At 42.7% G+C, this 13,644-nt stretch carries 12 protein-coding genes and 1 other RNA gene; 6 read left to right on the top strand and 7 right to left on the bottom strand.

The genetic code is table 11. The annotated features are described in order from the left end of the window. Positions 1–24: 24 nt before the first annotated feature. The 5 genes from M917_RS12805 to ffs all read right to left on the bottom strand — a co-directional run bounded on the left by M917_RS12805 (position 25) and on the right by ffs (position 5,003). The gene (locus M917_RS12805; RefSeq protein ID WP_021815295.1) at positions 25–903 is read right to left on the bottom strand and encodes a hypothetical protein; all 879 of its coding nucleotides are present in this window, start codon (positions 901–903) and stop codon (positions 25–27) included. 240 nt (positions 904–1,143) lie between these two features. After that, positions 1,144–2,553, bottom strand: a complete 1,410-nt coding sequence (locus M917_RS14470) for a hypothetical protein (RefSeq protein ID WP_021815294.1) — start codon at positions 2,551–2,553, stop codon at positions 1,144–1,146. A gap of 26 nt (positions 2,554–2,579) precedes the next feature. Beyond that, positions 2,580–4,058, bottom strand: a complete 1,479-nt coding sequence (locus M917_RS14465) for a M48 family metalloprotease (protein ID WP_021815293.1) — start codon at positions 4,056–4,058, stop codon at positions 2,580–2,582. A gap of 40 nt (positions 4,059–4,098) precedes the next feature. Continuing rightward, positions 4,099–4,695, bottom strand: coding sequence for a LemA family protein (locus M917_RS12795; RefSeq protein ID WP_021815292.1), 597 nt, complete (start codon positions 4,693–4,695; stop codon positions 4,099–4,101). A 211-nt stretch (positions 4,696–4,906) separates the two neighbouring features. Beyond that, an RNA gene (ffs, locus tag M917_RS14070) (signal recognition particle sRNA small type) lies at positions 4,907–5,003 on the bottom strand. A 261-nt stretch (positions 5,004–5,264) separates the two neighbouring features. On the opposite strand from ffs, the gene M917_RS12790 reads away from it, so the two are divergent. Beyond that, positions 5,265–5,978, top strand: a complete 714-nt coding sequence (locus M917_RS12790; protein ID WP_021815291.1) for an SIMPL domain-containing protein — start codon at positions 5,265–5,267, stop codon at positions 5,976–5,978. Between the two features lie 262 nt (positions 5,979–6,240). Here M917_RS12790 and M917_RS12785 read toward each other — a convergent pair whose 3' ends face one another. Both M917_RS12785 and glnA read right to left on the bottom strand, forming a co-directional pair. After that, positions 6,241–6,975: a DUF4124 domain-containing protein gene (locus M917_RS12785; protein WP_021815290.1), complete on the bottom strand. Its 735-nt coding sequence runs from the start codon at positions 6,973–6,975 to the stop codon at positions 6,241–6,243. A gap of 202 nt (positions 6,976–7,177) precedes the next feature. Further along, on the bottom strand, positions 7,178–8,587 hold the full coding sequence (glnA, locus tag M917_RS12780) for a type I glutamate--ammonia ligase (protein ID WP_021815288.1): 1,410 nt from the start codon (positions 8,585–8,587) through the stop codon (positions 7,178–7,180). 667 nt (positions 8,588–9,254) lie between these two features. Here glnA and M917_RS12775 point away from each other — a divergent pair. From M917_RS12775 to M917_RS12755, 5 genes are all read left to right on the top strand, one after another. Continuing rightward, positions 9,255–9,878 carry an anthranilate synthase component II gene (locus M917_RS12775; RefSeq protein ID WP_040642809.1) on the top strand — a complete coding sequence of 208 codons (624 nt, stop codon included), beginning with the start codon at positions 9,255–9,257 and terminating at the stop codon, positions 9,876–9,878. An 88-nt stretch (positions 9,879–9,966) separates the two neighbouring features. Further along, positions 9,967–11,088, top strand: coding sequence for an anthranilate phosphoribosyltransferase (trpD, locus tag M917_RS12770; RefSeq protein WP_021815286.1), 1,122 nt, complete (start codon positions 9,967–9,969; stop codon positions 11,086–11,088). A 72-nt stretch (positions 11,089–11,160) separates the two neighbouring features. Next, a complete protein-coding gene (trpC, locus tag M917_RS12765; RefSeq protein WP_021815285.1) occupies positions 11,161–12,036 on the top strand; it encodes an indole-3-glycerol phosphate synthase TrpC in 876 nt (291 codons plus the stop codon). A gap of 69 nt (positions 12,037–12,105) precedes the next feature. After that, positions 12,106–12,837, top strand: a complete 732-nt coding sequence (locus tag M917_RS12760) for a Smr/MutS family protein (protein ID WP_021815284.1) — start codon at positions 12,106–12,108, stop codon at positions 12,835–12,837. A gap of 148 nt (positions 12,838–12,985) precedes the next feature. After that, entirely contained in the window at positions 12,986–13,618 is a 633-nt protein-coding gene (locus M917_RS12755; RefSeq protein WP_021815283.1) for a DNA-3-methyladenine glycosylase family protein, read from the top strand. Positions 13,619–13,644 lie beyond the last annotated feature (26 nt).

The raw sequence follows: 13,644 nt of genomic DNA, 5'->3' as shown, positions 1-13,644 counted from the left end.
TCTTATATTTAATGAGTGCCACTCCTAATCAGAGAGCTGCATCCAAAACTGACGCTTTATACTACTATCTGCAAGCATCTCATCTAATGTAGGCGCAGTCGTAAGATTAGGATGCTCAAGTCCGGCAGGCAGCGCCGTCAATGCAGCGACTTTTATCTCTTCACTTCTACCGATTTTGAACACATAACCAGCAAGGCTGGCATTGGCAAGTTCAGCTGTGTCCATACCTTCACAAATGGGGAACGACGTTGTCTCACAGGTTATTGATAGTGCTTGCGTGATGTTTTTCCATAACTTTTGACTGTTATGGTTGAGTGCTTGGATGTCAACAAAAACTACCCAATCCCCATAGCGGCCGCCTTGCAAATCAAAGGGTGTTACTTTGACAGTATTGTCATAGTGATTTTCGGCAGTATGAATTTGTTCAACATAGGCCGCTGCTGGCTGTAACTCTATATCTGTGTTTAGTACAGGCGCGGCAGCAGAATTACTGGTATCAAAATGATAGCTTACTGGACTTGGTTGATTGTGATGCTGTAGGTCAATATTATTGACATCAATATCATTATGATCGCTGGTATTAGCGTCATTGTCATAACTATCAATCTCATCATCTATTGTGTCCGATACCAGGCCCATAGACTGAGTATTTGACATATCATTGCTTGAGACGTCACTATTTTCGAAAACCCTGTTTAGAGCGTCAACACTTGGTTGTTCAGCACTCATATCAGAAGAGATAGGCTGAGTTGTCATGTGAGTCGCGACAGGAGCCGCGATGTCTGCGATATTCATGGTCTCTGAGTGTGGCTGTATCCACTGATTAATACCCATCAACGCTAGAATTTGACGCTGCTGCATACGCTGCTGTAATACCATTAGTGGGTCTTTAATATCACTCATGCGTGTCTGCTGTCCTACTTGTTTCAAAGGGGTTTACAAATTTCTATAGGCGATACTATCGTCAATCCATTATAAAATGAGTATAGCGCTGCTAGAATAATATCTTCTTGCGTGCTGTGCCTGCGCAGCTCGATGCTACGAAAATTTATTCTAGCAGCACTTCACAATGGCTATACTTTTTATTTAGTATCCACTATAAAAAAGTGACTATGCGACATTATAATGCGGCAATACAGTCGATCAAAAAAGCTGCCGAATGCCTAGCCAACGCTCTGACAATGAAAGCAAGCAATCGTATTCATCTTGACTGACTATCGTATCGTGTAACATCATCGTATGCAATGTGCTCAGCCACTGCCGATAGTTATTATAAGCATAAGAATTATTAATAGTGACATTATCAACATAGCTACTGTTTACGCAGTCATTATAATCTATTTGACAACTGCTCTGTTGCCTCTCTCGATAATTATCCTCACGCTTGTTCTCTGTTCTAAACGGTTGCAAGATAGGCACAGCGTTAATCACAGCCAATAGCTGCACGCTATTGAGACTTTGCGCTGTCAATAGCAGCCATTGTAAATTGGCATCGCTAACTGCTGTCAATTCAATATCAATCAAACGCGCATGGCGTCTCAAGTCGACGATATAGTGCGTCATACTAGCATGATTGTAGCTGAGTGCCGAGCTGTCAAGCGCAGATACCATCTGACCTTTTTTATCTTTTGCCAAACGATAGGCCAATAGTATGAGCATCGACTTTTTAGCATTATCAAGGCTAGCAAATACTTGTCCTGAAGGATCAAGCTGGGCGTAAATAGTGTCCCTGCCAGCTTGCAATGCTTGCTGCCATAGCGCTGGCATGATTAAATGTTTGTCATTTAATACGGTAGATAGTATGGGTAACAATTGCTGTAAATGCAGTGCTTGCCATAGTGATAAGATCGAAGGTATCCGAGATGCCTTATCCTCTGCATGATTGAACACTGGCTTTTGATTGTCAGTACAACTTCGTTCCCTTATCACCTCATCAGCAAAATATTTGCTTAAATCAGCGCTGAGCTGCCTTTTAACCAACTCAATTATACCTTGCTGATAGCGCATGAGCATCTGACGACATTTTTCTTGCTGGCTATAGTGCTGATGACTTTGGTTACTATGGTCTCTTTCATGTTTTGAGCGTAATTCATTGATAGTGCTTTCGGAGAGATCATGTTTACTGAGCTGCTTTACTGCCAGCGCAAACAAAGCACTGTCCAAGCGACGATCCATATTCGCTACCATCTCTAATAATTGAGAGTCTATGGTATGCGGTAAAATTTTCTCATAGCTGACGACGATATTGGTCGGCTGACTATCAGCATCAGTATGATTGTCAATGTTGTCAGTGAGCATTCCATGCCAAATATCTGCCAAATCATAACTCACTGCCGTTGACAGCGTGCGGCCTTGATGACAGAGCATCACTGCCTCAATCAAGGCTTGCGCTTCTAGCGGATGATGACTGTGATTGAGCACATAATGTGGTAATGCAACTGTCTGAATATCATTAGCATTTATTAAGGTTGCGGATGGCAAATCACTGTCAGGTTTTGCTTGCCACGGCTGTAGCCGTTTACGAGTATCTTGCTCTTGCGGTTTTATCTGCAAACGCCCTTCTATAATAATGTCTTCCTCTACGACAAATTCAAGTCCTGCTTCTGAGTGATTGTTTGTGTCAATATGGGATGGTGATGATTTGTGAAATGATTTTTTATTTTTTCTATATTGCTTAGGCTATTTTCTTTTACCTTTCCCCAATTACCCAGTCGGCGCTGCTCATATATCTCTTTGATTTTTTGTTGATTCAAACGCTTCTCTTTAGCGACTTGTACTGCAAATCGCTGGTAAGCGTGAGCATTGATGGCACTCATACGCTCAGCCAAGCTGGGATGAGTGGCGAACCATGACACATCGCCCAAATCCGCTCCACTGCTGGCAAAAAAGAAATGACTGAGTCCATTGATATCAGCGATATTGGTTAAACGCGAGCCAAGAGAGTCTTGATGAATCGCTTGTAACGTCTTCATAATGGCAGGCGAGCGCGTAAGCTGTAAACTGGTCGCATCGGCCAGCAACTCACGCTCACGGTTAAAGCTGTGTTTAATCAGTTGAGCACTTGCCATACTTGAGAAACTTAACCCATGCAAAAGCAATGTCCAAATACTACGGGGCGCTTGTCGATCAATGATGGGGCTATTCTGTCGCCACACTGATTGGCTTTTGGCTTGTGACTCTGACTTTTGCGATTGCATCTGCCAGTAGTTTACCCACTCGCTATATGTCGTAAAGCTTGCTGTTTGCGCTTCAATATGACGTGCTTGAGTGTCAACAGTGTGCTGTGACAAAGGCATCTGTCGTTTGACTGATTTATCTAAATAAAGGTTTTGATTGTCTTGATGTCTAACGCCGATGTTATTGATAGGATCGCTCCAGTCATACAGCAACTGCAAGCCTGCAAGCACCACCATCAGCTGTAGATTGAACGCCGCATCACCATGCAAGATATGACCATATTCATGACCAATAAGCCCATAAAGCGCTTCATCGGACAGTTTATCAAGCGCACCCTGCGTCACCACCAGCACCATATCTTGGCTATGACGTCCCGCCACAAAAGCATTAATCCCTTGCTCATCCGGCAGTACGTACAAGATCGGCATACTCAAACCCGAAGCAATGGCTAACTGCTGGGCAATCTCATGATAACGACGATAAACAGGCGGAAAATCACGCTCATCACGTACCGCTATATGACGTGAACTATAACGAACCTTTTGTATAGGCTCATGCTGATGGGCAATCCCGCGGCTTTGCTCCCAAGCCTCTTGACTGCGATCAATAAATAATCTCACTGCCCCGACTCGCTGGGCAATAGCACGACCGCCTGCCTTTAAACGACGATATTCTAAAAAGCTACCAGCGCCAAAGCTAGCCACCGTCCATATCATGATCAGTATCAATACCCAATGATAAATGCCGCCAGTAAATAGGGTCAGCAGCAGCGCCATGACAGCGAGCGCCACCGCCATATGGGCAAAGACAATGAAAAAAAACAACCCATAAAGTAACAAGCTGCGCTGAGTACGGGTGCGCTGTTCACCAAAAAAATCCATCTAATTTTCTAACCCAAAAATAACCACATACATATAAGTATCAGCTCATATCGACGATGGGAGCTTGAGCAATCACCTTTCTATCTTCAAAGACCAAGGGACTTAAAGGACGAAACCCAAAAGTGCTGCTAATGAGATTATTGGGAAATACTTCGCGATCATTATTGTAAAACATAACACTGTCATTATAATGCTGGCGCGCAAAGCCGATGCGGTTCTCTGTATTGGTCAGCTCATCCATCAGCTCTTTGATCATGCTGTCTGCTTTTAGCTCAGGATACGCTTCCACGACAGCTGAGAACTGCCCTAAGGCTTTGGACAACATGCCTTCTGCCTTGGCAAATAGCGCCATATGCTCGAGCGAATCTGGCTGATGTGAACTTGAATCTTGTAAGCTTTGGGCATGATTACGTGCGCCAATCACCCGTGTCAACGTCTCTTGTTCATGCGTCAAATAACGCTTGGCTGTCTCAACCAAGTTCGGAATCAAATCATGACGGCGTTTAAGCTGTACATCGATCTGCGCAAAGCCATTTTTTGCCTGATTGCGCGCGCGTACCAATTTATTAAATATCGATACCCCAAACACAACCGCTAGAATGACAAATATAATAAATAGCCAAACGAAAATTTTCATAATACTATTCCAAAGGGTTTAAGGCGTTTTGAGGTTAGATTTCATAAAGATAATTACATTGTATTTTAACCGATATTAATCGATAAAATATCAGAATTGGATAAAACATTAGACAAAAAAAAGCCCTTTACAATGAAGGGCTTAATACAATACGCAAGCATTTTTAATTATTTACTGAGACAGTTGTCAAATTTTAGGCAAAAAAAAGCGACTCCAAAAGCACATCCTCGGCACACATTATAACTATTACCGTTGCTACCTTCCGGTCCTGGCGGGGTTCATAGAACAATGTTGCGAGGCTACCAATGGAGCCACCAGTTGCAAATTATACAAGAATTTCTCAGTATTACAACCCCTTTTATAAAAGCATTTGTTTTAGAACACAAAACAAATAGTAACCTAAGTGACAAAATTCTCACAGCAACGCTTTTAAATTTTGCTATTTTAGTGAGTGAAGCTGGGCACACAACAAATAAAATGACCAGCTTCTAGGGTTTGTCTTCATATAACGAGATGTTTTATTTGGAGACAACTCACTTAAAACTATAAATATTCACTGAGGAAACAACATGAAAACGACATTACTTAATAAAGCAGCGCTAGCGACAGGCACAGCCCTTTTATTGACAGCCGCCATGGGCAGTGCGCATGCAGAGACAACAGGCTATGACCAACTTACTTTTCAAACAGAAGTAAAAGAAGACATTCAAAACGATGAAGTACGAGCCAGCTTGTATAAAAAAGCACAGGCCACGGACTCTAAAACCCTAGCCACAACTCTTAACACTACCATCAACAATGCAATGAAAATTGCTAAACGCTACCCTAGCGTCACAGTCAGCACCGGACAGCAGAGCACTTACCCCCGCTATGATAAAAATGACAAAATCATTGGCTGGACGGGACAGGCAAATATAGATCTGAAGAGCACAGATTTTGCTGCAACCAGCCAGCTCATTGCAGATTTACAATCAACCTTAGTCATGGACAATCTAACTTTTGGTGTTTCAGAAGCCAAAAAAGACGCGATCGAACAAAAACTGATGACTGACGCTTCTCGCGCCTTTCAGCAGCAAGCTAAAAATCTCACTCGTGCTTGGAATGCTCGCGATTATCGTGTAGTAAATGTTAACTTAAACACAGGTAGTAACTATCCACGTCCTATGTATAGCGCCATGAGTATGAAAGCGGAATCTGCTGATGCTGTGCCAAGTCAAAATTTTCAGTCGGGTGACAGCACCATTTCAGTAACGGCCAATGGCACTATTGAGCTGACCAAATAACATTGTTTATATCTAAAAAACGATATTATTTAAAAATGATGTATGTAGACAAAAGTTAGTCTAGTCGTATCAAAAAAGGCAAGCGCCATATTGGTGCTTGCCTTTTTATTTGGATATACAGCCGATGCTAAATAAAACCGAACCATTATATTGGAACGCGAAACTGGTATAAATTTTTCTTGCTTGCTGTGCCTTCGCAGCTCGATGCTGCAAAAAATTCACTCCAGTCCCGCTGACTTATTTTTATACAAAACTCACTGTATTAGGGCGTGGCAGTTTTTTTCTGCCGCAATTTCAACAGAACTTTTTGATGCCATGGCAGATTTTGATAAGCCAAAAGCTGCTTAGCAATTTTCTTGTTATTTTGTATCGTTGTATTATTTTGAATCACATAAATAGTACGTGCCACTTGCTGCAGCACTTGACCTTTCTCATTTTTAATTACTGCTTTTACAGTGTGCTCACCCGGTAAGATATCAACCGTTGCAATCGAGGCGCTTAGACCTTGCGCAACTTCACTCTCATCAAGATAAATACCAATACTATCGCCTGCTTGCAAAGCTGGTTTTACCTGCACCCTTACATTGATATTTTGTGCGGGACGGCGATAAGCACGTTCTTCGCTAGGCTCAGTGATCGCCATCTGATAATTCACTGGTGTCTGAGCGGCAGTGCTTGTAACAGCCACAGCGGCAGTTTGCGACATATTCGATGACTGGCTGCGTGTACCGTTGCTACTTATATTATTGCTACTCGATCTATTGGATTCATTGCCTGTGGTAATAGCCAACTGACTCACTTGTTTGTCAGCTTGTTGCTCATAACTTTGTGGTCGATCGGTAAAGGTTACTTGACCTGTTTTTTCATCAACGATTTTATAGATAGGCGCAGCGTTTGCAGTAGCCGTATAGAAGCTGGCTGTGCTAATAATCGTAGCACACAGTAACCCTAGCTTTATGTTAGTTTTTGAAAAACTTGATTTTGATAATACAGTCATGTTCAGTCAACCCACTCAGTGTCTAGCGTTGATGTGTTTTTATACAAACTATTATGCGACAATTTTTCTATGAAAGCAGTAATGATTTTACAAAAACCGTTTTTAACTACTTTAAATAAGTTATTGTTAACCATAAAAAAACCAGCCAAGTTTACTTGACTGGTCTTAATTCATCACAGTACTGCTTATTATAAGTTAAAAATTAACAGCTATAGTACATATCAAATTCAACTGGATGCACAGTCACATTCAGACGTTGTACTTCTTCTTCTTTCAATGCGATAAATGCTTCTAGCATATCTTTAGTAAACACATCGCCTTTTAACAAGAACTCATGGTCGTCACGCAAAGCCTGTAGCGCCACATCTAAGCTTTCAGCAACCGTTGGAATTTGTGCTTCTTCTTCTGGTGGTAAGTCATACAGGTTTTTGTCAGCTGCTTCGCCAGGATGCGTTTTGTTCTGAATACCATCAAGACCTGCCATTAATAGCGCTGCAAATGCTAAGTATGGGTTTGCCGTTGGATCAGGGAAACGCGCTTCAACACGAACTGCTTTAGGGCTGCTCACATGTGGAATACGAATAGACGCTGAACGGTTAGACGCTGAATAAGCCAGTTTAATCGGCGCTTCATAATGTGGCACCAAACGCTTGTAGCTGTTGGTCGATGGATTGGTAATCGCATTCAAGGCACGAGCGTGTTTGATGATACCACCGATGAAATACAAAGCGGTTTCAGACAGACCAGCATACTCATCACCAGAGAACGTGTTGACGCCATCTTTTGAGATCGACATATGCACATGCATACCTGAACCATTGTCACCAACGATTGGCTTTGGCATAAAGGTCGCCGTTTTGCCAAACTGATGCGCTACGTTATGAACCACATATTTTAATTGCTGAACTTCATCCGCTTTACGTACCATGGTATTGAACGCAACACCAATTTCAGACTGGCAAGAAGCCACTTCATGATGATGTACTTCTACACTGCCTTTACCAACGATCTCTTCGATACGCTCACACATCACAGCACGCATATCATGCGAGCTATCGATTGGTGGTACTGGGAAATAGCCGCCTTTGACACGTGGACGATGCGCCATGTTGCCCCACTCGTAAGTCTCGCCTGTCGACCAAGCCGCTTCTTCCGCCGTGATTTTATGGCTAACACCTGACATGTCGATTGACCATTTTACATCATCAAATACAAAAAACTCAGGCTCAGGACCGAAGTATGCAGTATCACCAATACCAGTAGACTTCAAATACTCTTCGGCACGGCGCGCGATAGAACGTGGGTCACGATCGTAACCTTGCAAAGTTGATGGCTCGATAATATCGCAAGTCACTACCACTGTCACTGCATCAAAGAATGGGTCAAGAAAAGCAGTCTCTGGATCAGGACGTAAAATCATATCTGACGCTTCGATACCTTTCCAGCCTGCAATAGAAGAACCATCAAACATTTTACCGTCTTCCATGACTTCTTCATCAACGCTATGCGCTGGGAAACTGATGTGCTGCTCTTTACCGCGTGTGTCGGTAAAGCGGAAGTCGACCCATTTGGCATTAGAGGATTTGATAAGGTCTAGTAGTTTGTTCGACATAAATAGTCTCCGTTGTGTTGATCAGGTTATTGCGATTTAAAGTTATTGATGCAATTTTCTGGTTGTAAGAATGTTAGATGTGCTTATGAAGCCAAATAGCGCATTCAATATCATACTTATTATTAGCACTGTCAATGCTATTGTTCAAGATACTCTGCTAAAGCATAGCGGTAATTGAACCAATAGTCATCATTAATTCTAACAATATATAACGTTTGATGTTGAACTCTTCAGCCATTTATTAACAATTATTTTTGAATCATGTTACAGCGGTAAGCACACTTGAATGCAATGCTGCAAAGCCTATGCCAATCTTTTAGAAATAATATTTTATAAAACCGCTATCGTATTAATCGTTAATATTTTCAATTATTTATAAGATAATTACTGATATTATTGAAGTGTTTTGAAATGATTGACCTCTAGTTCATCGCCCATTCATAGTGATTAACTACAATAATTACGCACCAAATAATCGCATAAATATTATGTTATGTGCTTTTTTAGTGCATGTATAGTCAGATCAATGCAAAAAAGACTACATTTTTGTTTCACCCTTATCTATATAGCCTGCCCTTCACATTTGATAGATAGCAGAATAGTGGTAAGATAACGGCGTTATACAATCACCTCAAGTTATCCAATCACCTCAATAAGTAGAACACCAATGATTTTGATGATCGATAATTACGACAGCTTTACGTACAATATCGTACAGTACTTCGGTGAATTACAGCAAGACATCACCGTCTGGCGTAACGACCAAGTCACCATCGAACAAATCAAAACATTGGCACCTGACGTGATCGTTATTGGCCCCGGCCCTTGTGATCCTGATCGTGCTGGAATCTCGCTAGCAGTTATCGACACCTTTAAGGGCGTTATTCCGATATTAGGGATTTGTTTGGGTCATCAGGCGATTGGACAAGCATTTGGTGGACAAGTGATCAAAGCTGGTGAAGTCATGCACGGGCGTTTATCAGCCGTTTATCATAAGAATGTCGGTATCTTTGCAGGACTGCCCAATCCTTCACAAGTCACGCGTTATCACTCACTGGTCATTGACAAAACCACTCTGCCCGACTGTCTGGAGCTGACCGCATGGACTCAAAATATTGATGGCAGTATCGGAGAAATCATGGGCATCCGTCACAACACGTTTGCTATCGAAGGGGTGCAATTTCACCCTGAGTCAATCTTGAGCGAAGCAGGTTATCGGCTGCTCAATAACTTTTTGCAGACTCATCATTTGGCAGTATTAACCTCAGACAAGTTACCGCAAGTTGGTTAACATTTTGTAAAAAATCACTAATAATAATAGCAAAACAAAACCCAATCCATTTAACACAATATATAAAAAAATATGAAGCGAGATAATAATGAGCACTGAAAAAATACAGGAAATTCAAACCCCAGATAATATGGCGCAACTGTCTGATGAAGATATCCATCAATTACTAACAACCGCCTTAGGTCGAATCTTTCAGCACATCGACCTCACCTTTGATGAGATGTATCAAGTAATGCTTATCATTATGCAAGGCAGGTGTAGCGATGCCATGATGGGTGCTATTTTGACTGGACTGCGGATGAAAGGCGAGTCCATTGACGAAATCACCGCTTCTGCTAGTGCCATGCGCGCTTTAGCAGCTAATATCACGCCTAATAATTGCGATCATCTGGTGGATATCGTTGGTACGGGCGGTGATGGTGCCAATTTATTTAACGTCTCTACTGCCTCGGCTTTCGTTGCGGCAGCAGCTGGTGCGCAAGTTGCCAAACATGGCAACCGCGGTGTCTCTACCAAATCTGGTAGCTCAGACTTATTGGAGCAAGCAGGTATTAGTCTTGCCCTCACACCCGAACAAGCGAAAGACTGTATCGAAAATCAAGGCGTTGGCTTTTTGTTCGCACCCAATCATCACAGCGCGATGCGTTATGCCAATCCAATACGCCGTGAGTTAAAAGCACGGACGATTTTTAATATTTTAGGACCATTAACCAACCCTGCCGGCACACCCAACTTAGTTATTGGCGTTTTTACCGCCCAGCTTTGCGAGCCTATCGCTAAAGTGATGAAAAACTTGGGCGCACGTCATGTCATGGTCGTCGGCGCAAAAGATGGCTTAGATGAAATCAGCTTGGCAACCTCTACAACGGTCGCTGAGCTAAAAGACGGCGAAATCTCCGTTTATGACATAATGCCAGAAGATGCGGGTATCGAATCACAAACACTTATCGGCCTCGATGTCGATTCTCCAGCGCAAAGTCTTGAGCTAATTTGTGCGGCTTTATCAGGATCAGAGACCACTGACCGCTCGGTCCTCAAAGCGCGTGACATGATTGCATTAAATGCAGGTGCTGCGATATATACCGCAGGACTTGCCAGCAATTATCCTAATGGCGTGAGCCGCGCACAACAAATCATCCAAGATGGTGAAGCATTGCGTAAGCTTGAATCGTTAGCCAAATACACGCAGCAGCTGGCAGAAAAAGTTTAATAAATAACCACTATTAATACGTAAGTTTAGCCATTGTTATCTATTGATATTTAACCATATTCGGATACCCTCATGACCACAACCAATACAGCCATTCCGTCAGTATTACAGCGCATTGTTGCTACCAAATTAGAAGAAGTAAAAGCGGCTCGTGAGGTATTATCTCTTGAAGATTTGCAAGCGCAAGTAGCGGCTGACAACAACCCTCGTCGCGGTTTTGCTGCTGCCCTACGAGCTGCCAGTTCTTACAAAAACGGTATCGGTATCATTGCTGAAATCAAAAAAGCCTCGCCTTCTAAAGGCGTTATCAATCACAATTTTGCGCCTGCCCTATTTGCGCTGCAGTATGAGCAAGCGGGTGCCAGCTGTCTATCCGTATTGACGGATCGTGATTATTTTCAAGGCGATGACAGCTATCTTATTCAGGCCGCCAATGCCGCAAGTCTGCCGATCTTACGTAAAGACTTTATGATTGATGAATATCAAATTTATCAATCTTATCTGCTGGGTGCCGATTGTATATTGTTAATTGTGGCCTGCCTTGACGATACGCAATTACAAGAACTGCATGCGCTCAGTATCGAATTAGGAATGGATGTGCTGATAGAAGTACATACCAAGGCTGAGCTTGAGCGCGCTCTACAGCTACCCCGCTCAGAGCATAATATTTATGGTATTAACAACCGTAATTTGAATACTTTTGATGTGAGTTTACAAACCACTCTTGATCTAAAGAATATTTTAATTGAAGCTTTGACCACTGATGCTGATAGTACAACGTATAAGCCGCTTATCGTCACCGAAAGCGGCATTCATAGCAGTGACGACATTCGTTTGATGCTAGATCACGATATTCAGCACTTTTTAATCGGTGAGCAGTTTATGAAGACCGATCACCCTGGACAAGCGTTACAATCCTTACTTGCGGGCGTCGCAGCAGACGAGTAAAGTAGCGGACATAGTCTGGACTTCAATTATCAGACCATTCATTCATCAACCAACGATACGTTAACTTTTATGTCAAATTCTCTATTTTCAAAAGAAATGCAAGACCAGCTCAAAGAGCTAAAAGGCCAACTGAGCAAAGGACGTGATACCAGTACTCCTGAAGGCGACAGCCAAAAGCCCACCGAGCCTGTGTCACTACCGACCCAAAAGCAAGTCAAAAAAACAGTGAAACAGTTAGACAGTGAACATGTTGATGATGATAAAGTGCTATTTATGCAAGCGATGCACGGTGTCAACCAACTTGAAGACAAAAACGTCCGCTCTCCTGCCAGCGCTGCAAAAGCACGCAAACCCGATGCGGCTACGTTATCGAAACGCGCGGCCGCTCAAGGCAGTGAGGCCAGCAATTTGGGCGCAGGCTTGTCAGATATGCAAGCGCTACTGAATCCTGTTGCTAGCGAAGCGTACTTGTCATATAAACAGCCAACCTTACAAAACAAGATTTTTGATCAACTCAAAAAAGGCAATCTACGTTGGTATGACGCGGTAGATATTCATGGTTGCACCATTGAGGAAGCTCGCGATGCCATGACGCAATTACTGAGCCAAGCAAAGCAAAACAATGAGACAATGGTAAAAATTGTTCATGGTAAAGGTAGTGAAGCCATTCTAAAAACGTGCGTCAATGGTTGGTTACGTCAATTGCCAGAAGTACTGGCATTTTGCTCGGCCCCGCCAAAAGATGGTGGCAACGGTGCTGTACTGGTACTACTTAAAAAGCCTAAAGTTGATGGCGAATAAGTACCTCTGTTTTACTGTAAAAAAGGACTGCTGACTTGCAGTCCTTTTTTATATCAGTAATTCGTACGTTTATCTTCGCACTACACCTAGGCAAATCTTACTACTACTTTTATACAAGCATTTTTCTAACGATTAAGGCGAGTCAATTATGAGCATACACACCATTGAACACTCTCAGGAGTTAGAGACGCATATTACAGCATTAATTGCTATCGAGCCAAGATTTGCTGCTGTCTACAGCCAAGTTGGCATGCCCAGCCTCAGACATAATGTTGGTGGCTTTGAGCAATTAATGAGAGCGATGGTCGGTCAACAGCTGTCTGTGGCCGCAGCAGCCAGTATTTGGCAGCGCTTGATAGATGCAAATTTGACCACGCCGCAGGCCATTCATGAAGCGACAGATGAGACATTACGGGCGCAAGGATTGTCTAAACAAAAAACGCGGTATGTGCGATCATTGGTCGAGCATGATATCGACTTCGTCGCCCTAGAATCAATGCCAGACGAAGAGGTAATAAAAACACTAACTGCCGTCATTGGTATTGGCCGCTGGACGGCTGAGATGTACTTATTGTTTTCATTAAAACGAGTAGATGTACTGGCCGTTGATGACTTAGCGATTAAAGTTGCAGCGATGGACTTACTAGCTTTGGCTGAGCGCCCAACACCAAAACAACTAAAGCACCTCACCCAAGACTGGTCACCACATCGTAGCGCGGCCAGCCTGTTGCTATGGTCATACTATGGTTTATTACGCAATAAGACCGCAGTACCTTTATAGAATTAGGGTTTGGTATTTATATAAAT

Source organism: Psychrobacter aquaticus CMS 56, assembly GCF_000471625.1.
In the GTDB taxonomy this organism is placed as follows: domain Bacteria; phylum Pseudomonadota; class Gammaproteobacteria; order Pseudomonadales; family Moraxellaceae; genus Psychrobacter; species Psychrobacter aquaticus.
Note: the sequence above shows the minus strand (reverse complement) of the source record. Positions and strands in the feature narration are given on the sequence as shown.